This window comes from Streptomyces sp. NPDC101178 (genome assembly GCF_044767965.1).
GTDB lineage: Bacteria > Actinomycetota > Actinomycetes > Streptomycetales > Streptomycetaceae > Streptomyces.
This window is the reverse complement of sequence record NZ_JBIWOZ010000003.1, coordinates 337,069-358,212: the sequence shown is the minus strand read 5'-3', so window position 1 is coordinate 358,212 and position 21,144 is coordinate 337,069. Positions and strand designations below refer to the sequence as shown.

At 70.5% G+C, this 21,144-nt stretch carries 19 protein-coding genes; 11 read left to right on the top strand and 8 right to left on the bottom strand.

Annotated elements, in window-relative coordinates; genetic code table 11:
* Nucleotides 1-34 precede the first annotated feature (34 nt).
* Both ACIRR8_RS10140 and ACIRR8_RS10135 read right to left on the bottom strand, forming a co-directional pair.
* Nucleotides 35-1,345 carry a nitrate/nitrite transporter gene (locus ACIRR8_RS10140; RefSeq protein ID WP_404061499.1) on the bottom strand — a complete coding sequence of 437 codons (1,311 nt, stop codon included), beginning with the start codon at nt 1,343-1,345 and terminating at the stop codon, nt 35-37.
* Nucleotides 1,342-2,025, bottom strand: coding sequence for a GntR family transcriptional regulator (locus tag ACIRR8_RS10135; protein WP_404061497.1), 684 nt, complete (start codon nt 2,023-2,025; stop codon nt 1,342-1,344). Before ACIRR8_RS10135 ends, ACIRR8_RS10140 begins: the two co-directional genes overlap by 4 nt.
* A gap of 283 nt (nt 2,026-2,308) precedes the next feature.
* On the opposite strand from ACIRR8_RS10135, the gene ACIRR8_RS10130 reads away from it, so the two are divergent.
* Nucleotides 2,309-3,211, top strand: a complete 903-nt coding sequence (locus tag ACIRR8_RS10130; protein WP_404061494.1) for a D-alanyl-D-alanine carboxypeptidase family protein — start codon at nt 2,309-2,311, stop codon at nt 3,209-3,211.
* An 82-nt stretch (nt 3,212-3,293) separates the two neighbouring features.
* Here the strand turns inward: ACIRR8_RS10130 and ACIRR8_RS10125 are convergent, their stop codons facing one another.
* Nucleotides 3,294-3,485: a DUF397 domain-containing protein gene (locus ACIRR8_RS10125; protein WP_404061492.1), complete on the bottom strand. Its 192-nt coding sequence runs from the start codon at nt 3,483-3,485 to the stop codon at nt 3,294-3,296.
* 5 nt (nt 3,486-3,490) lie between these two features.
* Nucleotides 3,491-4,372, bottom strand: a complete 882-nt coding sequence (locus ACIRR8_RS10120) for a helix-turn-helix domain-containing protein (RefSeq protein WP_404061489.1) — start codon at nt 4,370-4,372, stop codon at nt 3,491-3,493.
* Nucleotides 4,373-4,598: 226 nt separating this feature from the next.
* Here ACIRR8_RS10120 and ACIRR8_RS10115 point away from each other — a divergent pair, with 226 nt between their 5' ends.
* Entirely contained in the window at nt 4,599-5,027 is a 429-nt protein-coding gene (locus ACIRR8_RS10115; protein WP_404061487.1) for an ATP-binding protein, read from the top strand.
* Between the two features lie 63 nt (nt 5,028-5,090).
* On the opposite strand, the gene ACIRR8_RS10110 is transcribed toward ACIRR8_RS10115, so the two are convergent.
* The 3 genes from ACIRR8_RS10110 to pdhA are packed head-to-tail and all read right to left on the bottom strand — an operon-like array spanning nt 5,091 to nt 8,680.
* Nucleotides 5,091-6,524: a dihydrolipoamide acetyltransferase family protein gene (locus tag ACIRR8_RS10110; protein ID WP_404061484.1), complete on the bottom strand. Its 1,434-nt coding sequence runs from the start codon at nt 6,522-6,524 to the stop codon at nt 5,091-5,093.
* Nucleotides 6,525-6,536: 12 nt separating this feature from the next.
* On the bottom strand, nt 6,537-7,517 hold the full coding sequence (locus ACIRR8_RS10105; protein ID WP_404061481.1) for an alpha-ketoacid dehydrogenase subunit beta: 981 nt from the start codon (nt 7,515-7,517) through the stop codon (nt 6,537-6,539).
* A 2-nt stretch (nt 7,518-7,519) separates the two neighbouring features.
* Nucleotides 7,520-8,680, bottom strand: a complete 1,161-nt coding sequence (gene pdhA / locus ACIRR8_RS10100) for a pyruvate dehydrogenase (acetyl-transferring) E1 component subunit alpha (protein ID WP_404061479.1) — start codon at nt 8,678-8,680, stop codon at nt 7,520-7,522.
* A gap of 349 nt (nt 8,681-9,029) precedes the next feature.
* Here pdhA and ACIRR8_RS10095 point away from each other — a divergent pair, with 349 nt between their 5' ends.
* The 3 genes from ACIRR8_RS10095 to ACIRR8_RS10085 all read left to right on the top strand — a co-directional run bounded on the left by ACIRR8_RS10095 (nt 9,030) and on the right by ACIRR8_RS10085 (nt 11,343).
* Nucleotides 9,030-9,689: a response regulator gene (locus ACIRR8_RS10095; protein WP_404061477.1), complete on the top strand. Its 660-nt coding sequence runs from the start codon at nt 9,030-9,032 to the stop codon at nt 9,687-9,689.
* A gap of 88 nt (nt 9,690-9,777) precedes the next feature.
* Nucleotides 9,778-10,224 (top strand): pyridoxamine 5'-phosphate oxidase family protein, encoded by a 447-nt coding sequence (locus ACIRR8_RS10090; RefSeq protein WP_404061475.1) that lies wholly within the window; start codon nt 9,778-9,780, stop codon nt 10,222-10,224.
* Between the two features lie 63 nt (nt 10,225-10,287).
* A complete protein-coding gene (locus ACIRR8_RS10085) occupies nt 10,288-11,343 on the top strand; it encodes a phosphotransferase (RefSeq protein WP_404062549.1) in 1,056 nt (351 codons plus the stop codon).
* An 85-nt stretch (nt 11,344-11,428) separates the two neighbouring features.
* Here the strand turns inward: ACIRR8_RS10085 and ACIRR8_RS10080 are convergent, their stop codons facing one another.
* Nucleotides 11,429-13,051: a protein kinase gene (locus ACIRR8_RS10080; protein ID WP_404061472.1), complete on the bottom strand. Its 1,623-nt coding sequence runs from the start codon at nt 13,049-13,051 to the stop codon at nt 11,429-11,431.
* 356 nt (nt 13,052-13,407) lie between these two features.
* On the opposite strand from ACIRR8_RS10080, the gene ACIRR8_RS10075 reads away from it, so the two are divergent.
* From ACIRR8_RS10075 to ACIRR8_RS10050, 6 genes are all read left to right on the top strand, one after another.
* A complete protein-coding gene (locus ACIRR8_RS10075) occupies nt 13,408-15,057 on the top strand; it encodes a protein kinase (RefSeq protein ID WP_404061469.1) in 1,650 nt (549 codons plus the stop codon).
* 602 nt (nt 15,058-15,659) lie between these two features.
* A complete protein-coding gene (locus ACIRR8_RS10070) occupies nt 15,660-15,983 on the top strand; it encodes a hypothetical protein (protein WP_404061466.1) in 324 nt (107 codons plus the stop codon).
* Between the two features lie 69 nt (nt 15,984-16,052).
* Entirely contained in the window at nt 16,053-16,676 is a 624-nt protein-coding gene (locus ACIRR8_RS10065; RefSeq protein ID WP_404061464.1) for a PadR family transcriptional regulator, read from the top strand.
* A 113-nt stretch (nt 16,677-16,789) separates the two neighbouring features.
* On the top strand, nt 16,790-17,590 hold the full coding sequence (locus ACIRR8_RS10060) for an ABC transporter ATP-binding protein (protein ID WP_404061462.1): 801 nt from the start codon (nt 16,790-16,792) through the stop codon (nt 17,588-17,590).
* Nucleotides 17,587-20,445, top strand: a complete 2,859-nt coding sequence (locus ACIRR8_RS10055; protein ID WP_404061459.1) for an FtsX-like permease family protein — start codon at nt 17,587-17,589, stop codon at nt 20,443-20,445. The genes ACIRR8_RS10060 and ACIRR8_RS10055 overlap by 4 nt, the downstream gene beginning before the upstream one ends.
* 90 nt (nt 20,446-20,535) lie before the next feature.
* Nucleotides 20,536-21,087, top strand: a complete 552-nt coding sequence (locus ACIRR8_RS10050; RefSeq protein WP_161266891.1) for a bacterial proteasome activator family protein — start codon at nt 20,536-20,538, stop codon at nt 21,085-21,087.
* Nucleotides 21,088-21,144 lie beyond the last annotated feature (57 nt).

Sequence of the window (21,144 nt, the reverse complement as noted above, 5' to 3'; positions counted from 1 at the left end):
GGCGGGCGCGCCGCCGGGCGCACGGCCGCGGGGATCACGCGGGTACGTGCACGGCCTCCACCCGGCTCACGACGTGGTGGTCGTGTTCCCTGAGCGCCGCGCGGCGGCGCAGCCGCAGGATCTGGGCGACGCCGAGCGCCTCCAGGACGAAGACCGAGGCGAAGGCGATCCGGTAGTCGCCGCCCGTGGTGTCCAGCAGCACTCCCACGGCGAACAGCGTCGTCATGGAGGCGATGAACCCGCCCATGTTGACGATCCCCGACGCGGTGCCCTGACGCTCCGGCGGATTGGCCGGCCGGGCGAAGTCGAAGCCGACCATCGAGGCGGGACCGCAGGTGCCGAGCACCAGACATAGGACGGTCAGTAGCCAGAGCGGTGTGTGGTCGGCCGGATAGAAGATCGCGCACGCCCAGAGCAGGGCGGTCGTCGCGACCGTGCCGAGCGCGATGGGCGCCCGCGCCTCGTGGTGGCGGGCGATGATCTGCCCGTAGACGAGCCCCACCACCATGTTGGAGAGCACCACCAGCGTGAGCAGCGTGCCCGCCGTCCCCCGGCTCAGCCCCTGCGCCTCCACCAGGAACGGCATCCCCCAGAGCAGCAGGAACACCATCGCCGGGAACTGCGTGGTGAAGTGCACCCACATCCCGAGCCGTGTCCCCGGCTCCCGCCAGGCGGCCGCGATCTGCTTGCCTACGTACGCACCGCCCGTGTGCTCGGCGGGCGGCGGCTCGTGGCCCTCGGGGTGGTCCTTGAGGAACAGGAGCAGCGGGACGAGCACGACGACCCCCGCCAGCGCACTGCCGACGAAGGTCGTCGTCCAGCCGAAGCTGTGCAGGGCCCGCGCGATGAAGAGGGTCGAGACGAGGTTGCCCGCCATCCCGAACAGTGCGGCGACCTGGCCGATCAGCGGGCCGCGCCGGGCCGGGAACCAGCGGCCGCCGAGCCGCAGCACGCTGATGAACGTCATCGCGTCACCGCAGCCGAGCAGGGCGCGGGCGGCGAGCGCCATCCCGTACGAGGGCGAGAGCGCGAACCCGAGCTGTCCGACCGTGAAGAGGGCGGCGCCGATGGTGAGGACCCGCTTGGTGCCGAGGCGGTCGACCATCAGCCCCACGGGTATCTGCATCCCCGCGTAGACGAGGAGCTGGAGGATGGAGAAGGTCGAGAGGGCGGAGGCGTTGACGTCGAACCGGTCGGCGGCGTCGAGACCGGCCACGCCCAGGCTCGTACGGAAGATGATGGCGACGAAGTAGACGGCGACGCCGATGCCCCACACCCAGGCGGCGCGCCGGCCCCCGGGTGGATCACCGGGCAGGGGGAGCGTGGGGGCTGCGGCCGAACTCACCGGTCCTCACCCCGCACCAGCACCCGTACGCGGCTGACGTGGCGCCGCACGACCTGCGCGGCCTCCTCGGCGTTGCCGCCCCGGATCGCCTCCAGCAGCTCGCTGTGCTCGGTGATGTTGGCCTCGATCCTGCCCGGATGTGCCTCCATCACCGCGACGCCCATCCGCAGCTGGCGGTCGCGCAACTGGTCGTAGAGACGCGAAAGAATCTCGTTCCCCGCGTTCTTGACGATCTCCGCATGGAAACAGCGGTCCTTGACGGCCACCTCCGCCAGATCTCCGACCTCCGCCAGCTGCCGCTGCTCCTCCAGGAGCTGTTCGAGCCGCGCGATCAACTGAGGTGACGCGGGAACGGCTTTACGCGCCGCGAACTCCTCCACCAGCAGCCGGGTCTCCACCACGTCCTTGATCTCCTGCGCGGAGACGGCCAGCACGAGGGCGCCCTTCTTGGGATAGAGCTTGATCAGCCCCTCGACCTCCAGCCGCAGCAACGCCTCCCGCACCGGCGTCCGCGACACCCCTACGGCGTCCGCGAGCCCGCCTTCGGTGAGCAGCGTCCCGCCCTCGTAGCGACGGTCCAGAACCGCCTCCTTGATGTGCGCGTAGACACGCTCGGCGGCGGGCGGCTGCTTGAGGGAGGTGGTCGTCGGCTGTACGGGAGCGGTGGCTGCGGCAGGCATGCGCACAGCATAGATACAACATGCACGCATGGAGGAGGGGCGTCCGGATTCTGGACCGGCCCGGAATGGCAGCCTTCAGGAGCGCGCGGAATACGGCGTTCGGAGCCGGGTACATGAACGCGCATCAGTTTCCCCGGGGTAAGGTCCGGAGGCTTCAGACGCCCAAGGTCAAGGCTGCGCAAATTCACCCGTCCGGTAACGCATCCATTGGCCCGCCGCAGGAGTCTCACCACCGAGCGGCACCCATATGTGGCCGCACATCAGGGGCATTTGGAGCGTTCAGTTGAAAATCGGGATCAAGCGCATCAATCGCGTGACCATCACGAGCACCGTGGCTCTCACCGCGGGTGCGGTGCTGGCGAGCGGCGCCTTCGCTTCGACGGCGCAGGCTGCCACCGCGCCGCCGGTTCCGACGATCGTCGCCAAGGGCGGCTTCGTGATGAACAGCGTCACCGGCACGTCGCTCTACGGCAAGGCCGCGGACACCCGCCGCTCCACCGGATCCACCACGAAGATCATGACCGCGCTCGTGGTGCTCCAGCAGAAGAATGTGAACCTCGACACCAAGGTCACGGTCCAGAAGGCGTACAGCGACTACATCGTCTCGAAGAACGCCTCGTCCGCCCGGCTCATCGTCGGCGACAAGGTCACCGTCCGGCAGCTCCTCTACGGCCTGATGCTCCCGTCCGGCTGCGACGCCGCGTACGCGCTGGCCGACAAGTTCGGCACCGGCTCCACTCGTGCGGCCCGCGTGAAGTCGTTCATCGGCAAGATGAACACCACGGCCAAGAGCCTCAAGCTGAAGAACACCAACTTCGACTCCTTCGACGGCATAAGCAGTGGGAAGAACTACTCGACCCCCCGCGACCTGACGCTCATCGCCCGCCAGGCGATGAAGAACGCCACGTTCCGCGCGCTCGTCAAGACCAAGTCGACGAAGCAGAAGGTCACGACGAAGAGCGGTGGCTACCGCTACATGTCGTGGACCAACACCAACAAGATGCTCAGCAGCTACAGCGGCGCGCTCGGCGTGAAGACGGGTTCCGGCCCGACCGCGAAGTACTGCCTGGTCTTCGCCGCGACGCGCAACGGCAAGACGGTCATCGGTACGGTGCTCACGTCGACCAGCGAGACGACGCGCACGGCCGACGCGAAGAAGCTCATGGACTACGGGTTCAAGAAGTAGCCCGCAGGCGTTGTACGGCAAGGGGCTCGGCCCGCACACACCGTGCGGGCCGAGCCCCTTGCCGTTCGGACGGCGTACGGGCCTACGGCTGCTGCCGGCGCAGGTCGGCCGTGAAGGCGCCCCAGGCGGCGGGCGCGAGGGTGACGACGGGGCCTTGGGGGCGCTTGGAGTCGCGGACGGCGACGGTGCGGGGGAGGTTGCGGGCAACTTCCACGCACTCCTGCCCAGCATTGCCGCCGCTGTAGCTGGACCTGACGAATTTGTACGCGGGCACAGGGCCTACAACTCCTTGAGAATGCCATCGACCAGTCTGACCGAGTTGCGCTGCGCCAGGCCCAGCCGCGTGATGCGGTCGAAGAGTCTGACGTGGCGGTCGGCATCATTATCGCTCTCCAGCCAGAGCGTGCTCGATGTCGTATCCATGTGGACCACGTCAAGTGCTCCGGGGTCAGCGAACGACACGATGGTGAAGGCACTCGTCATTCCGGGGTGAGCACCCGCCAGATAGGGCACGACCTGGAGCTTTACGTTCGCCTGCCGAGCCATGTCAAGCAGATGGCCGAGCTGCTCCCTCATCACCTGACGCCCTCCCACCAGTTGGCGCAGAGCACTTTCATGCATCACCGCCCACAACTCCAGTGGACGGTCACCGCTCAATCGAGCCTGTCGTGCCATCCGAGCCTCGACGAAGGGTTCGATCTCGTCAGGATCCTCCCAGGAGCCGTTCCCCACCGCCAATGCCCTCGCATAGTCGGGCGTCTGCAACAAGCCAGGCACGATGGCGAGTTGCCAGGTTCGCAGACTGCTGGCGATGTCCTCCAACGCCACGTACTCGACCATGGACTCAAGCCCCGGGTACTGGTTCCACCAGCCGCTCGCCTTACGGCGCTCGCGATCTGCCTTCGCCAGGGCCAGCAGTCTGTCGACGGCACCGGCATCGGCCTCGCCGTACAGATGGCACAAGGCCCGGATGTCGGGATCCCGTATCGGTACGAGGCCTCGCTCGATCTTGGCAACCTTGGCGACCGACGCCGTCAGTGCGTCCGCCGCGTGCGACTGACGCATGTCGTGCGCCTCCCGCATCCGGAGCAACTCACCGCCGAGACGGCGTCCCAGCACCGTTGAGACTGTCCGGCCTCGATCAGGACTGTTGCCTGCCACGTCGCTTTCCCTCCGCCGAGTGGCCCAAGTCTGGGGCCCCTGACCTTCGAACACCAACTAGAGCAGAGAATTTTCTGCCCAAACTTGTTGCTGTGAAAGCAATCACACCACTACCGTCAGTGTTCCGCCGCTAGCACAGCGGAGCCAACACGGCGGAAGCGCACCGCCCTGCCCAGGCGCAGCCGCGGCACAGCCACCGCCCACCCCCACCCGGAGGCACGCGACCATGACCGCAGCCCAGAAGACCTCAGCACCCGCCCCCGAACCCGTCCTCCGTGAGGACCGGGTCGACTACGCGCCCACCGCTCGTGCCGTCTCGCTCAGCCGGCATCGGGCCGCCCGGATGGTCCTGCAGTGGGGGCACCCGGGGATGGCCGGTGACGCCGCCCTCATCGTCAGCGAGTTGGCCACCAACGCGCTGCTCCACGGCGCCATCCGAGGACGTCTCTTCCGGGTCCACCTCACACTCACCGAGTTCGTCCTCCGCGTCGCCGTCAGCGATCCGCGGGGCGAGCGGCTGCCCTGCCTCCGGCAGCCCGACGGTGACGACCACTACGGGCGCGGGCTCCTGATCGTCGCTCAGCTCGCCGACCGGTGGGGCGTCGAGCCCCGTACCGTCGGCAAATCCGTGTTCGCCGAGCTCTCCGTACGGTGAACCGGTCCGGACATGGCGGTGGGCCCGTACGTCCGGGAAACGTACGGGCCCACCGTCAGAGCGCTACGCCCAGGTGATCAGGCGCTTCGGCTGTTCCAGGATCGCCGCCACATCCGCCAGCACCTTGGAGCCGAGCTCGCCGTCGACCAGGCGGTGGTCGAACGACAGGGCCAGCGTGGTGACCTGACGCGGCTTCACCTTGCCCTTGTGCACCCACGGCTGGAGCTTGATCGCGCCGACCGCCAGGATCGCGGACTCGCCCGGGTTCAGGATCGGGGTGCCGGTGTCGACGCCGAAGACACCGACGTTGGTGATCGTCACCGTGCCGCCCGCCATCGCCGCCGGGGACGTCTTGCCGTCCCGCGCCGTGGTGACCAGCTCGCCCAGGGCCGCCGCGAGCTGCGGCAGCGTCTTGTCGTGCGCGTCCTTGATGTTCGGCACGATCAGACCGCGCGGGGTGGCCGCCGCGATGCCCAGGTTGACGTAGTGCTTCTGCACGATCTCCTGGTTGGCCTCGTCCCAGGCGGCGTTGACCTCGGGGTTCCGCTTGATGGCGACGAGGAGTGCCTTGGCGATGATCAGGAGCGGGTTGACCCGCACCCCTGCCATCTCCTTGTCCTCCTTGAGCTCCGCCACCAGCTTCATCGTGCGCGTCACGTCGATCGTCACGAACTCGGTGACGTGCGGCGCGGTGAAGGCCGAGCCGACCATCGCCTGCGCGATCGCCTTGCGGACGCCCTTGACCGGGATGCGGGTCTCGCGCGCCGAAGCCGTCACGGCCGGGGCCTCGGCGACCACAGGAGCCGGGACCGAAGGAGCCACAGCCTCAGCGGCCGCCGGAGCCGCCGGAGCCGCCGCCGCGTGCACGTCCTCGCGGGTGATGATGCCGTCCTTGCCGGTCGGCACCACCGTCGCCAGGTCGATCCCCAGGTCCTTCGCCAGTTTCCGTACCGGCGGCTTCGCCAGCGGACGCGTCACCGGAGCCTCCGGAGCGGCGGGAGCGACAGGCGTCGGCGCACCGTGGCCGTTCAGCTCCGCCTGTACCGCCGCCGCGACCGCCGCCGCCTCCGGAGCTGCCGCACCCTTGCGCGGGCGGCGCTTCGTGGAGGACTCCGCGACCCCGTAGCCGACCAGGACCGGCGTACGGCCCTTCGGTTCCTCGGCCGGGGCGGCAGGCTCGTCCACCGGTTCCTGCACCGGTGCCGGAGCGGGGACCTCGTCATCGCTCCCCGGCGCCACGTCCACCGTGATGATCACCTGGCCGACATCGACCGTCGTACCCTCGCCGAAGCGCAGCTCGTGCACCACGCCGTCGAACGGGATCGGCAGCTCCACCGCCGCCTTCGCCGTCTCGACCTCGCACACGACCTGGCCGTCGGTGACCGTGTCACCGGGCTGGACGAACCACTTGAGGATCTCGGCCTCGGTGAGCCCCTCGCCCACGTCGGGCATCTTGAACTCGCGGAAGCGAGCGGACGTCTGTGTCATCGTCGTCACGATCCCTGTCCCTCAGTACGCGAGCGAGCGGTCGACGGCGTCGAGCACCCGGTCCAGGCCCGGCAGATACTCGTCCTCCAGCCGGGCCGGCGGGTAGGGCACGTGGTAGCCGCCGACCCTGAGCACCGGCGCCTCCAGGTGGTAGAAGCTGCGCTCGGTGATGCGGGCGGCGATCTCCGCGCCGGAGCCGTAGAAAACGGGCGCCTCGTGGACGACCACGAGCCGGCCGGTCTTCTCCACCGACGTCTGGATGGCGTCGAAGTCGATCGGGGACATCGAGCGCAGGTCGAGGACCTCCACCGACTTGCCCTCCTCCTGGGCGGCCGCGGCCGCTTCCAGGCAGACCTTGACCATCGGGCCGTACGCGACGAGCGTGAGGTCGCTGCCCTCGCGGGCGGTGATGGCCTTGTGGAGCGGGCCGGGGATGGACTCGGTGTCGACCTCGCCCTTGTCCCAGTACCGCCGCTTCGGCTCGAAGAAGATGATCGGGTCATCGCTCTGCACGGCCTGCTGCATCATCCAGTAGGCGTCGCTCGCGTTGGACGGAGAGACCACCTTCAGGCCCGCCACGTGTGCGAAGAGCGCCTCGGGGGACTCGGAGTGGTGCTCGACCGCGCCGATGCCACCGCCGTACGGGATGCGGACGACGACCGGGAGCTTGATCTTGCCGAGCGCGCGGGCGTGCATCTTGGCGAGCTGCGTGACGATCTGGTCGTACGCGGGGAAGACGAAGCCGTCGAACTGGATCTCCACGACCGGGCGGTAGCCGCGCAGGGCCAGGCCGATCGCTGTGCCGACGATGCCGGACTCGGCGAGCGGGGTGTCGATCACCCGGTCCTCGCCGAAGTCCTTCTGGAGGCCGTCGGTGATCCGGAAGACGCCGCCGAGCTTCCCGACGTCCTCACCCATGATGAGGACCTTGGGGTCGGTGTCGAGAGCGTGGCGCAGCGACTCGTTGAGCGCTTTCGCGATGGACATCTTTTCCACGGCCATGGCTACTTGCCCTCCTCGGGAGAGTCGGCGAACGATGCCTGGTAGGCGGCGAACTGGGCGCGCTCCTCGTCGACGAGGGAGTTGCCGTCGGCGTAGCCGTGCTCGAAGAGGGACAGCGGCTCCGGGTCGGGCATCGCCCGCACCACCTCGCGTACGCGCTTGCCGAGGGCCTCGCTCTCCGTCTCCAGCCCGGTGAAGAAGGCCTCGTCGGCGTGGCCGGAGTTCTCCAGGTACGTGCGCAGGCGCAGGATCGGGTCCTTGGCCTCCCACGCGGCGCGCTCGTCGTCGGCCCGGTACTTCGTCGGGTCGTCGGAGGTGGTGTGGGCGCCCATGCGGTACGTGAACGCCTCGACCAGCATCGGGCCCTCGCCTCGGCGGGCGCGCTCCAGCGCGGAGCGGGTGACGGCGAGGCAGGCGAGGACGTCGTTGCCGTCGACCCGGACGCCCGGGAAGCCGTAGCCCTGCGCGCGCTGGTAGAGCGGCACGCGGGTCTGGCGCTCGGTGGGCTCGGAGATGGCCCACTGGTTGTTCTGGCAGAAGAACACGACCGGTGCGTTGTAGACGGCGGAGAAGGTGAACGACTCCGCGACATCGCCCTGGCTGGAGGCACCGTCACCGAAGTACGCGATCACGGCCGAGTCCGCGCCGTCCTTGGCGACGCCCATGGCGTAGCCGGTGGCGTGCAGGGTCTGCGAGCCGATGACGATCGTGTACAGGTGGAAGTTGTTGGCCGTCGGGTCCCAGCCACCGTGGTTGACCCCGCGGAACATGCCCAGCAGGTTGGTGGGGTCGACCCCGCGGCACCAGGCCACACCGTGTTCGCGGTAGGTCGGGAAGACGTAGTCGTCGTCGCGCAGTGCCCGGCCGCTGCCGATCTGCGCGGCCTCCTGGCCCAGCAGCGAGGCCCACAGGCCCAGCTCCCCCTGCCGCTGGAGGGCGGTCGCCTCGGCGTCGAAACGGCGGGTCAGCACCATGTCCCGGTACAGGCCGCGCAGCTCGTCCGCGCTCAGGTCGATGCTGTAGTCCGGGTGCTCGACGCGTTCGCCCTCGGGCGTCAGCAGCTGCACGAGCTGGGGCTCGGAACTCTGCGGCTTCTTCGCGGCGCTGGTCCGCTTACTGGCGCGTCGCGGTTTACGCGCGGCGGCAGTGCTCTCCACGGTCACGTGCGTGCTCCTCCGTCGGTCCGGCCCCCGGGGTCTGCCGGGAGACCAGTGCGGCTCGCCTGTGTCCGGACCCGTGCACGGGGTGGGTGCCGCTCGGCCGGGATACAGGCGTGACAGGTGTCCCGGCGAACGCCCTGTCATAGGCACGTTACCCAGTGCGTCGCATAACTGCGAAACCCTATCTGACCTGCGATTTTGCTTGGATTTCCAAGTAAATCGAAAAAATCGGGAAGGTCTGCTGGTCACAGCACTGGTAACAGCCTCGCAGGCCGCCGGAACAACGGCACGTTATCCCGCGGATCAGCGGCTGGGAAGAGCGGAGAGGGGGCGAGTATGTGAGACTGCGACCGTGCGCGAAGATGGAAAAATCACGGTATTTCTGCTCGACGATCACGAGGTCGTCCGGCGTGGCGTCCATGAGCTGCTCTCCGTCGAGTCCGACATCGAGGTGGTCGGCGAGGCGGGTACGGCCGCCGACGCCCTGGTCAGGATCCCGGCGACGCGCCCCGATGTGGCGGTGCTCGACGTGCGGCTGCCCGACGGCAGCGGCGTGGAGGTGTGCCGGGAGGTCCGTTCGCTGGACGAGAACATCAAATGCCTGATGCTCACCTCGTACGCCGATGACGAGGCCCTTTTCGACGCGATCATGGCCGGCGCGTCGGGTTATGTGCTCAAGGCGATCCGCGGCGATGAACTGCTGAATGCCGTACGGGATGTCGCCGCCGGGAAATCGCTGCTGGATCCCGTCGCCACCGCCCGGGTGCTGGAGCGGCTCCGCGACGGCGGCACCGCCAAGGGTGACGAGCGGCTCGCCAACCTCACCGAGCAGGAGCGCAAGATCCTGGACCTGATCGGGGAGGGGCTGACCAACCGGGTCATCGGGGAGCGGCTGCACCTCGCCGAGAAGACGATCAAGAACTACGTCTCCAGCCTGCTGTCCAAGCTCGGCATGGAGCGCCGCTCGCAGGCGGCCGCGTACGTGGCCCGGATGCAGGCCGAGCGCCGCTGAGCCACGGAGGGCTGAGGGACTTTGGTCCCGCGCCACCCGGGGCCGGGGACTCTTACCCGGCCCCTACGTGTGCCGGAGAGTGGACCCCATGCCCTCCGAAGAACACCGTGCGCCCGCCCCTGCGGCCGCGATCGAGCTGCTCCGCCGGGTCCCGTACGGCCGCCTGGCCACCAGCATGCGCGCCCTGCCGTTCCTGGCGGTGGCCCGGCACGTGGTGTGCGACGGCCGCATCCTGCTGCGGATGCACAGCGGCTTCGGCTACCACGAGGCGTGCGACGGCAGCGTCGTCGCCTACGGGGCCGACAACTACAACGCGGACGCGTCGGGCGAGGGCGAAGACCTCTGGTCCGTGCAGTTCACCGGACCCGCCGAGATCGTCCATCCCTGCCCTGAGCAGCAAGAACTCTTCGGTTCCGCACCCGCCCGCGCCAACGGCGAACCCTTCGCTCCGGCCTACCTCCGGGTCGACCCGCACTTCGTCACGGAGCACACTCTTGACTTCGGCGCAAGTCAGGTTGTCCGCCACGCAGCGTGATCTACCATTTGGTAAGTGCCGCGCTCATATGTAACCCGCCCGCCAGTTCCGCCGGTCGGCGAGGTGCTGCGCCGCTACCCGGACGTCGGTGAACCGCTCGCCTGCGAGCCGATCACCAAGGGCCTGCTCAACCACGGATACCGCGTGTCCACCACCCGCGGCTCCTACTTCCTCAAGCACCACCTCGACAAGAAGCACATCGACGACGCCACCGGTGAGCGCGCCACGATCGTGCGCCAGCACCACGCCACCCAGCGGCTGGCCTCGCTCGGCGTGCCCGTCGTCCCGCCGCTGACCGACGCGGACGGCACCACCGTCACCGTGATCGGCGACCGCTGCTACGCCCTGCACCCCTGGGTCGACGGCCTGCACCGGGTCGGATCCCAGCTCACCCCCCACCAGTCCCGGCGGCTCGGGACGCTCCTCGGAGCCGTACACACCGCTCTGGAGCAGGTCATGCCGACGGACGGCGAACCCGGGCCGTCCGACGGGCCGTTACCCGCCGGGTACGGGAGCTCGCACGCCGCCGGGTACGGGAGTCCGCACGCCGCCGACACCTTCGCGCTGATCGACGAACTGCTCGCCGTCGCCCGGGGGCAGCGGCCCCGGGACACCCCGCGTGACGCCTTCGACGAGCTGGCCGTGCACCGGCTCGTGGAGCGCCGGGCGCTGCTGGAGCTCCATGCGCACCGCCGGCCGCCGACGCCGGACGGGCCCGCCACCGGGTGGGTGCACGGGGACTTCCATCCGCTCAACCTGCTCTACCGGGGCGCCGATCCGGTGGCGATCGTGGACTGGGACCGGCTCGGCGTGCAGCCGCGCGCGGAGGAGGCGGTCCGGGCGGCGGCCATCTTCTTCGTGCAGCCGGGCGGTGAGCTGGACCTGGCGAAGGTACGGGCGTACGCCCGCGCTTACCGGCGTGCGGCGGGCGCGGGCGCGGCCGAACTGGCCGCCGCCGTGCACCGGGTGTGGTGGGAGCGGCTCAACGACTTCTGGATACTCCGCTGGCGCTACCGCCTGGACGACCGAAGGGCCGACCCGCAGTTCCCCGCGGTGTCGGCCCTGGCGGTGTGGTGGACCCGTGAGTACGAGGCGGTGTGCGCGGCGTTCACGGAGTGAGGCTCATAGAGGCGCGCGAGCCCCTGCAGGAGCCGCGCGAGCGCTTATATGTGACGCGTGCGCTGTACGGGCCGCCGGACATCCCCTAAGGCGTCGTGCCTCCCGCCGCCGGGCCGGCCGTGTCGCCCGTGCCGCTGTTGCCGGCGTTGCCCGCGCTGCCGCCGGCGTTCGCGCCTTCGGAGCCGCCGGGCTCGCCGCCGTTGCCGCCCGGGGTGCCCGGGTCGGTGGTCGGGTCGGTCGGGTCGACGCTCGGCTCGCCCGTGGTGCCCTCGTTGGTGTTGCCGTCCGTCGTCCCGGCGTCCGTGTTGTCGGACGGGGTCGGGGACGGGGTGAACGAGGGCTGGCTCTGGGTCGGCGGCGGAGTGTACGGCGGCGGCTCGGGCTCCGTCTGACCACCCGTGGAGTCGCTCGGCTGCTCCGGCTCCTCCTCCGTCGGCTCCTCCGACGGCTTTTCCGACGGCTCCTCCTCGGAGGAGCTCACCGAGGTGGACGGCGTGATCGGCGTCTTCTTGTTGCCGTCGTCGTCCTTCGAGGCGCTGATGGCGAAGGCGACCCCGGCACCGATCGCGACCAGCGCGAGCAGCACGAAGAGCCACATCTTGTTGCGCCGGCCACCGCCGCGCTGACCGCCGTCGTAGCCGCCGTCGTCCGGGTTCATCGGGGGCAGGATCGGCCCCTGCGAGGTGTCCCCGTGCATCGGGTGGCCCATGGCCCGGGTCGAGCCCGTCATCCCGTGCGGCGGGGTCTGACCGCCCTCGCCCAGCACGACCGGCCCGGTGTTCCACGTGCCGGTGTGGCCGCCCTGCACCTGGAGCATCTGCAGGCTGTACTGGACCAGCCCCCGCATCTCCTCGGCGCTCTGGAACCGGTCGTCCGGGTCCTTCGCCAGCGACCGCATCACCAGCCCGTCCAGCTCCGGCGGCACCACGTCCGAGACCTCCGACGGCAGCACCGGAGTGTCCTGGACGTGCTGGTAGACCACCGAGAGCGGCGTCTCGCCGGTGAACGGGGGCCGCAGCGCCAGCAGTTCGTAGAGCAGGCAACCGGTGGCGTACAGGTCGGAGCGGTGGTCGACGGCCTTGCCGAGCGCCTGCTCGGGGGAGAGGTACTGCGGCGTGCCCATGACCATGCCGGTCTGGGTCATCGTCGACTGCGCGCCGTGCAGCGCCCGCGCGATGCCGAAGTCCATCACCTTGACCGCGCCGGAGTCCGTGATGATCACGTTGGCGGGCTTGATGTCCCGGTGCACGATGCCGTGCTGGTGCGAGTAGGCCAGCGCCTCCAGCACCCCGGAGACGATGATCAGCGCCTGCTCGGGCGGCGGCGCCTCTGCGGTCAGCAGGAGGTCGCGGATGGTACGGCCCTCGACCAGCTCCATCACGATGTACGGGACGGTCTGGCCGCCCACGGTGTCCTCGCCGGAGTCGTACACGGCGACGATCGCGTGGTGGTTGAGGCCGGCGACGGACTGCGCCTCGCGCGTGAAGCGGGCCTTGGAGACCGGGTCCTCGGCCAGGTCGGAGCGGAGGAGTTTGACCGCGACCGTACGCCCGAGCCGGACGTCCTCCGCCGCGTACACCTCCGCCATGCCGCCCCGGCCGAGCCGGTAGGTCATCCGGTAGCGTCCGTCACCGACGACGCCACCGACACCCCAGGCGTCGGAGCCATCCGAAACTCCGCCGCCGTTTGCTTCGGAATCGGGTGCCATCAGTCCTCGCCGTCGTTTCTGTCCGCGCGTCCGCGGGTTCTCACGGTGCCTTGCTGCATTGCCACGTCACGCTACAGCCTCCGCCGGACACCCAGGTTCCGCACCGGACCGATCATCCGATCGCCCGGCGCGCCTCACACCACGATCTCCTCTTTTTCCTGTAACGCTTCCGAGACGCTTCCTGTGCTCAGGGTCACGGAACGGGCACCCGGCTTGACGTGTCGGACCCCTCGGGCAGACTTGGCGCGTAATCGCGTCGTAAGGAACCGGATCTCATGCATCCGCGTCCTACAAAAACATCGCGTGTGCACCACAGCGCGTGCCAGGGCCCGCGCCGCCGAGGGGGAAAGCAAGTCATGAGCCAGGACGGCGCACAGGGCCGCTACGCGGGCGGAGCGGTGGCGGGCGGCCGCTACCAGCTGCGCGACCTGCTCGGCGAAGGCGGGATGGCCTCCGTCTACCTTGCCTACGACTCCGCGCTGGACCGCCAAGTCGCGATCAAGACGCTCCACACCGAGCTCGGGCGCGAGCAGTCGTTCCGCGAGCGGTTCCGGCGCGAGGCGCAGGCCGTCGCCAAGCTCCAGCACACCAACATCGTCTCGGTCTTCGACACCGGCGAGGACGAGCTCGGCGGCGCGCTGATGCCGTACATCGTCATGGAGTACGTCGAGGGCCAGCCGCTCGGTTCGGTGCTGGCCGCCGACATCCGGCAGTACGGCGCGATGCCCGCCGACAAGGCGCTCAAGGTGACGGCCGACGTGCTGGCCGCGCTGGAGACCAGCCACGAGATGGGCCTGGTCCACCGCGACATCAAGCCCGGCAACGTGATGATGACCAAGCGCGGCGTCGTGAAGGTCATGGACTTCGGCATCGCCCGCGCCATGCAGTCCGGTGTCACCTCGATGACGCAGACCGGCATGGTCGTCGGCACCCCGCAGTACCTCTCCCCCGAGCAGGCCCTCGGCCGCGGTGTGGACGCCCGCTCCGACCTGTACTCGGTCGGCATCATGCTCTTCCAGCTGCTCACCGGACGGCTCCCGTTCGACGCGGACTCGCCGCTCGCCATCGCGTACGCGCATGTGCAGGAGGAGCCGGTCGCGCCCTCCAGCATCAACCGCTCGGTCACCCCGGCGATGGACGCGCTGGTGGCCCGCGCCCTGAAGAAGAACCCGAACGAGCGCTTCCCGAGCGCCGCCGCGATGCGGGACGAGATCGCGCGGGTGCTGAACGCCTCCGGCGGCCGGACCGGCGCCCCGGCGATCGTGGCCGGCGGCGGTCCCGCCAACAGCGGCTCGGGCGTCGGCTCGGCGGTGTTCCCGCCCGTCGACCAGTCCACCCCGGCCCCGCAGAGCGTCCAGACGCCGTACCAGCCGCACCCTTACCCGTCGGGCACTTCGGGCCCGTACAACCAGCCGGCCCCGACGCCCGCGCCGGGCTACGGCTACCCGCAGGCGGCCCAGGGCTACCCGACCCCGGGCCCGCTCGCCCACCAGACCTCGCCGCCGTACACGATCAACCCGCAGCACCAGACGGCCGTCGGGACCACCGGAGGCGGCTCCTCCAAGCGGAACATGCCGGTCATCGTCGGCTCGATCGTCGTCGCGCTCCTCGCCGTCGGCGGCCTGATCACCGCGCTCTCCCTCCAGGGCAAGGGCAAGGACGACGAGGCGGGCAAGGGCGGCGACCCCGGCACCAGCGAGACCTCCACCGAGGACGGCTACCGGCCGCCGGAGCGCAACCGGACGATGAAGACGACGGCCTGCACGGACGCCATGGAGGACTCCAACGACCCGAAGAAAGTCCAGGCGCCCAACTTCGTCTACAAGGACATCCTCTCGGCGAAGGAGTGCGCGGCGGCCGCCGGCTGGACGATCAAGGAGATCGAGGAGCCCGGCAACACGTACGCGGAGGGTCAGATCGTGGGTCAGTTCCCGTCCTCCGGAACGGCGGTCTCCGAGAAGGGCGCCCACTTCGAGCTGAAGATCTCGACGGGCCGGCCTTCCTGATCGTTGTTGTTCGCCGGGCGATCACTGCGGACCTCGGACGTCTTTTCCGTGTCTGTTTCGCGGTGGTGGTCGACGCCTAACGGCCGGTTATCTCCTCCTGGGCCGTCCGGGATGCCGGATGGAAGAGCCCGTGTGACGCTGATCTCATGGCTCCAGGACGTCCGGCCGTGTGGTCGTCGAGGTGCGCGGTCTGTCTGCTGGTGACGGCCGGCGCGGTGCTGGGGCCGTGGGGTGCTCCGGGTGGGGCTGCCCACGGGGCGCCGGTGACCGCTCATGGGAAGTCGGTGACCGACGGGCCTTCCGGGCGGGCCGTGCCTCCGGGGGCGTCGAGCCCTGGCGCCACGCCGTCCTCCTCGGGCGCTCCGGCCGGTGCTTCGCCCGGTGTCTCCCGCGGCACGCCGCCGCCGGCCGCCGGTGCCGCGTCGCGGGGTACGCCATCGTCCCCGGCGCTCCCCTCGGCTCTGCCGCTGCCCTTGCCGCCGTCGTCCGGGGTACTCGGTTCCGGCTCCGGCAGCCCCTCTGCGGACTCCGGGGCCGTGGAGGGTGCCGAGGCTCCCGCAGGCCCCGCCTCGCCGTCTCCCAGCCGTTCCGCTTCCGTCGAGGTGTCGGGGTCGACCGCGCCGATGGCCGGGCGGGAGGCCGGAGCAGGGAAGGCTCGTCCCGGGCGTTCGCTGAGCCCGCTGGAGCTGGCGCGGGCCGACGCTCCGGACGAGCCGGAGCCGTCCGTCGAGCCCGAGGCGACCGCCGCCGACCTGCCCGTCTTCACCCCGCCGCCCGAGGCGTTCAGCGATCCGGGACCGGCGGCCACACGCGCTCTGGACTCCGCCGCCGTACGGCAGGTCCAGCAGGTCTCGCTCGGTACGGGCATCGCCATGGTCGGGCTCGGACTCGCCTTCCTCGCCTTCCGCTTGCGCCGCGTGAACTGAGAACTCCACCCCGTGGCCGTACCGCTCAAGGGCTTGCCAGGACCGACATACTCGGTATACATACTCAGTATGTCGATCCGTCACGGGCTACTGGCCCTCCTGGAGCGGGGCCCTCGGTACGGCTCCCAGCTCCGCACCGAGTTCGAGTCGCGCACCGGCTCCACCTGGCCGCTCAACATCGGCCAGGTCTACACGACGCTCAGCCGCCTGGAACGTGACGGCATGGTCGTGCGGGAAGGGGCCGACGAGGCCGGGCACGACACCTACGCGATCACCGGCGGCGGCCGGGCCGAGCTGCGCAGCTGGTTCGAGACCCCGGTGGACCGCACCAACCCGCCCCGCGACGAACTGGCCATCAAGCTGGCCATGGCCGTGGGGGCCCCGGACGTCGACATCCGCGATGTCATCCAGTCCCAGCGCCACCACACCCTCAAGGCCATGCAGGACTACACCAGGCTCAAGGCCCAGGCCCTGGCCGACGTCCCGGCCAACCGGGACGAGGTCGCCTGGCTCCTCGTGGTGGAGCAGCTGATCTTCCAGGCGGAGGCCGAGGCCCGCTGGCTCGACCACTGCGAGTCGCGCCTCGTCCGCCTCGCGGAAGCCGCCGCCACCGAGCCCTCCCCGGAACCCGGCCCGACGGCCACCCGGGGCCCGGCCCGCGCCTTGGCCGGGCGCACGAAGAACCGGCGCTGACCTGTCCGTAGCCGATCCGCCCGCCACCGACCAGCGCGTCTCCGTGTCTCGCACTCCACGCCATGTCTCGCACTCCACGACCAGCGCGTTCTTTCCAGGGGGAATCACCCACCATGTCCTCGCCCGCCGCCACACCGCCGCCGCCGTCCTCCGGGACACCCGCAGGCGACCCCGTACTCGAACTGCGGGCGCTGACCCGCACCCACGGCTCCGGGGTCGCCGAGGTGCACGCCCTGCGCGGGATCAGCCTCTCCGTGTATCCGGGTGAGCTGGTCGCCGTGATGGGGCCCTCCGGCTCCGGCAAGTCGACCCTGCTGACCCTGGCCGGAGGGCTCGACAACGCCACCAGCGGCCAGGTGATCATCGAGGGCCAGGACATCGCCTCGCTCGGCCGCAAGGGCGTCGCCGCACTGCGCCGCCGCAGCGTCGGATACGTCTTCCAGGACTACAACCTCATCCCGGCCCTCACCGCCGCCGAGAACATCGCGCTGCCACGCGAACTCGACGGCGTCTCCGTGCGCAAGGCCCGCAAGGAAGCCCTCGCCGCGCTGGCCGAGATGAAGCTGACCGAGATAGCCGACCGCTTCCCGGACGAGATGTCCGGCGGCCAGCAGCAGCGCGTCGCCATCGCCCGCGCCCTCGTCGGCGACCGGCGCCTCGTCCTCGCCGACGAGCCGACCGGAGCGCTCGACTCCGAGACCGGCGAGGCGGTCCTCGCCCTGCTGCGCACCCGCTGCGACCAGGGAGCGGCCGGGGTGATGGTGACCCATGAGCCCCGGTACGCGGCCTGGGCGGACCGGGTCGTCTTCCTCCGCGACGGTTCGATCGTCGACCAGACGCTGACCACCGGCGCCGACTCGCTGCTCACAGCGGGAGCCTCCGGGACCTCCGGATCCGCCGAGGGCGCCAAGTGAGCCTCTTCTCCGGATGGCGCGCCGCCTTCCGCATAGCCAGGCGCGACGCGGCGCGGGCCAAGGCCCGCAGCACCCTCGTCGTCGCGATGATCGCCCTGCCGGTCCTCGGTGTGACCGCCGCCGACCTGACGTACCGCAGCGCCCTGCCCACCGTCGCGGAGGATCTGACGGCGGATCTGGGAGCGGCCGACGCCCTGTTCAAGGACCAGGGCATGGGCCCGGTCCGGCTGGAGCAGATGCCCGACGGCATCATGTGGGGGACGCCGGAGGACGCACCGGAGACGCTGCCCGAGGACGAGCGGAAGCCCGTCGACGTACCGGCGACCTTCCCGAAGGGCTCGCGGTACCTCACCGAGCAGTCCGTGCCCGCCTCCGTGACGACCCGCCACGGCATCGCCGACACCCAGATCACCGAACTGGACATCGCCGACCCGCTGCTGCGCGGCCGGGTCGAACTCACCGAAGGCGCCTACCCGCAGGCCAGGAACGAGATCGCGGCGACCGAAGCCTTCCTCGACGCGTCCGGGCTCTCCGTCGGCGACCGCGTCACCGTGCGCGGCCCCCAGCAGGTCTACACACTCACCGGCGCGGTGGAACTCCCCGCCGAGCTGAAGACCGAGTCCCTCTTCGCCGTCCCCGGCGCGGTCATCGCACCGTGGCAGAAGACCGCCGACGGCGACAAGGAGATCCTCCCGCCACAGGCCGGCAACCTGAAGTGGCTGGTCCAGGGCCCGTCCGGGGCGGGCGTGACCTGGTCGGACGTGCGTGCCGCCAACGAGAAGGGCGTGGTGGTACGGGCCCGTCAGGTCGTCCTGGACCCGCCGCCGGACTCCGAGATCCCCATGGCCGCGCACATGGGCGGCTCGGACAGCGGCATCAGGGAGTTGACCGCTGCGGCCCTCACCGTGGCCGCCATGGCCGTCCTGGAGATCGTGCTGCTGGCCGGACCGGCGTTCGCCGTGGGCGCCCGTCGTTCGCGCCGGCAGCTGGGCCTGGTCGGCTCGTGCGGCGGGAACCGCAGCCAGGTCCGGGCCGTGGTGCTCGCGGGCGGTGCGGTGCTCGGCGGGGTCGGCGCGGTCGCCGGCGTCGGCGCCGGATTCGGCCTCACCGCTCTGTTCCGCCCGATGATCGAGGAGTTCACCGGCCGCCGCTTCGGCGAACTGACCGTGCAGCCCTGGGAGATCCTCGCCATCGCCGCACTCGGCCTGGTCACCGGTGTCCTCGCCGCACTCGCACCGGCGATCGTCGCGGGCCGCCAGTCCGTCCTGGAGTCGCTCACCGGCCGCAGAGGCTCCCGCCGCAGCTCCCGCGTGCTGCCGGTCATCGGCTCCCTCGTGATGGCGGCCGGCACCGCCCTCGCCGTGTTCGGAGGCGTCAGCGGCAACATCAATCTGGTCGCGGGCGGTTCCGTCCTCGCCGAGCTGGGCCTCCTCGGCTGCATCCCGGTCATCGTCGGCTTCCTCGGCCGGCTCGGCCGCCGGCTCCCGCTGACGCCCCGCATCGCCCTGCGCGACGCGGCCCGCAACCGGGGCCGCACCGCGCCCGCCGTCGCCGCCGTCATGGCCGCCGTCGCGGGCAGCGTCGCCATCGCCACGTACACCAGCAGCAACGCCGCCGAGCAGGCCTACGACCACCAGCCCGACCTGACCGCGGGCACCGCCGCGGTGATGGCCTTCGACACCTCCCAGAAGGCCAACCTGCCCCGCGCACGGGCCGCCGTCGAGCAGAACTACCCCGTCAACGGCGGGCGCGCCGACGTCGGGAGGGTCTGGGCCGGCAGCGACTGCTCGGTGTACTACGAGGAGGAGGACGGCTGCGGAACCATCGGGCTCGTCAAGCCCACCGGAGAGGGCCACTCCTGCCCGCTGAGCGGCAAGGGCGCCAAGGAACTCGCCCTGCGGATCTCGGCCGACGAGCACAAGCGGCTGATGAACTCCCCCGCCTGCGTGGACGAGCGGTGGACCATGGTCTCCCTCGGCAGCGACGACAGCAAGATCGTCATCGGTGACGCCGGACTGCTCACCTCGTACGTGAAGCTCGACGACCCGGCGGCGGCGCAGGCCCTCGCCGCGGGCACGCCCGTCCTGCTCAACTCGGCGTACGCGAAGAACGGCGAGGTCACCCTCAAGGCCGTCCACACCTACAACGACCGGGACAGGAAGAACCGGGCCCCGCACCCCGGCAAGGCCCGCACCACCACGGACCGGCTGAAGGTGTACGTCGCACCCGACCGGTACGCGTCCACCCCCGGCATCCGGATGATCCTGCCGCAGCGGACCGCCGACGAGCTCGGCCTGCATACCGAGGACCACGCCAGCGTCTACACGCTGAGCCGCGAGCCGAACGACGCCGAGCGGCAGGCGGCCGACGCGGCGATCGAGCAGGCCGGAAACCGCGCGTACGTGATGACCGCGAGCACCGCCGAGCAGAGCGACGAAGAGGTGATCCTGCTGATCCTCGCCCTCTTCGCCGGGGTCGTGACCCTGGGCGCGGCGGCCATCACGACCGGGCTCTCCAAGGCCGACGCGGAGGCCGACCTCACCACGCTCAGCGCGGTGGGCGCGCCGCCGGGCGTACGGCGCGCGCTCTCCGGCTTCCAGTGCCTGGTCGTCGCCCTGACCGGGGTGCTGCTGGGGACGGCGGCGGGGATCGTGCCCGCGGTCGCGCTGCGCCTGACCGACCTGCGCGCGGCGGTGGCGGAGATGCGGGCGGATCCGATGGAGTCGGCGTACACACCGATCGTGATGCCGTGGCCGACCATCGCGCTCCTGGCCCTGGCCGTTCCGGTGCTGGCCGGGCTGCTCGCCGCCGGCCTCACCAGCTCCCGGCTGAAGCTGGCCCGCCGCGCGGGCTGACCGGCACTTCCGCTGCCCCCGGAGACGGTGGATCATCCGTTTCCGGGGGCACCACCGTGGAGTACGGCATGTGTGCGAGACAATGGCGGCATGGAAATGCCGAGGAATGACCGGTCGCAGGAGCATCCGCAGGTCCTTGTCGTGGGCCAGGACGGAATGGCTATCGGCGGCGGTGCCAGTGACGACGAGTCGCGCGAGGTCCCGGTGACGGAAATGGTCGAACAGCCCGCGAAAGTCATGCGCATCGGCAGCATGATCAAGCAGCTTCTGGAGGAGGTCAGGGCGGCTCCTCTCGACGAGGCGAGCCGGGTCCGGCTCAAGGAGATCCACGCCAGCTCCGTGAAGGAGCTGGAGGACGGTCTCGCGCCGGAGCTGGTGGAGGAGCTGGAGCGGCTCTCGCTGCCGTTCACCGAGGAGTCGGTGCCCTCCGAGGCCGAGCTGCGGATCGCGCAGGCACAGCTGGTGGGCTGGCTGGAGGGCCTCTTCCACGGGATCCAGACCGCGCTGTTCGCCCAGCAGATGGCGGCCCGCGCACAGCTGGAGCAGATGCGCCGCGCGCTGCCGCCCGGGATGGCGCACGAGGACGAGGAAGGCGGCGGCGCGGACCCGCACGGTCCGATCCGCTCGGGACCGTACCTGTAGACCGTGCAGGACACGGCAGGGGCCCGGCACACACCGTGTGTGCCGGGCCCCTGCCGT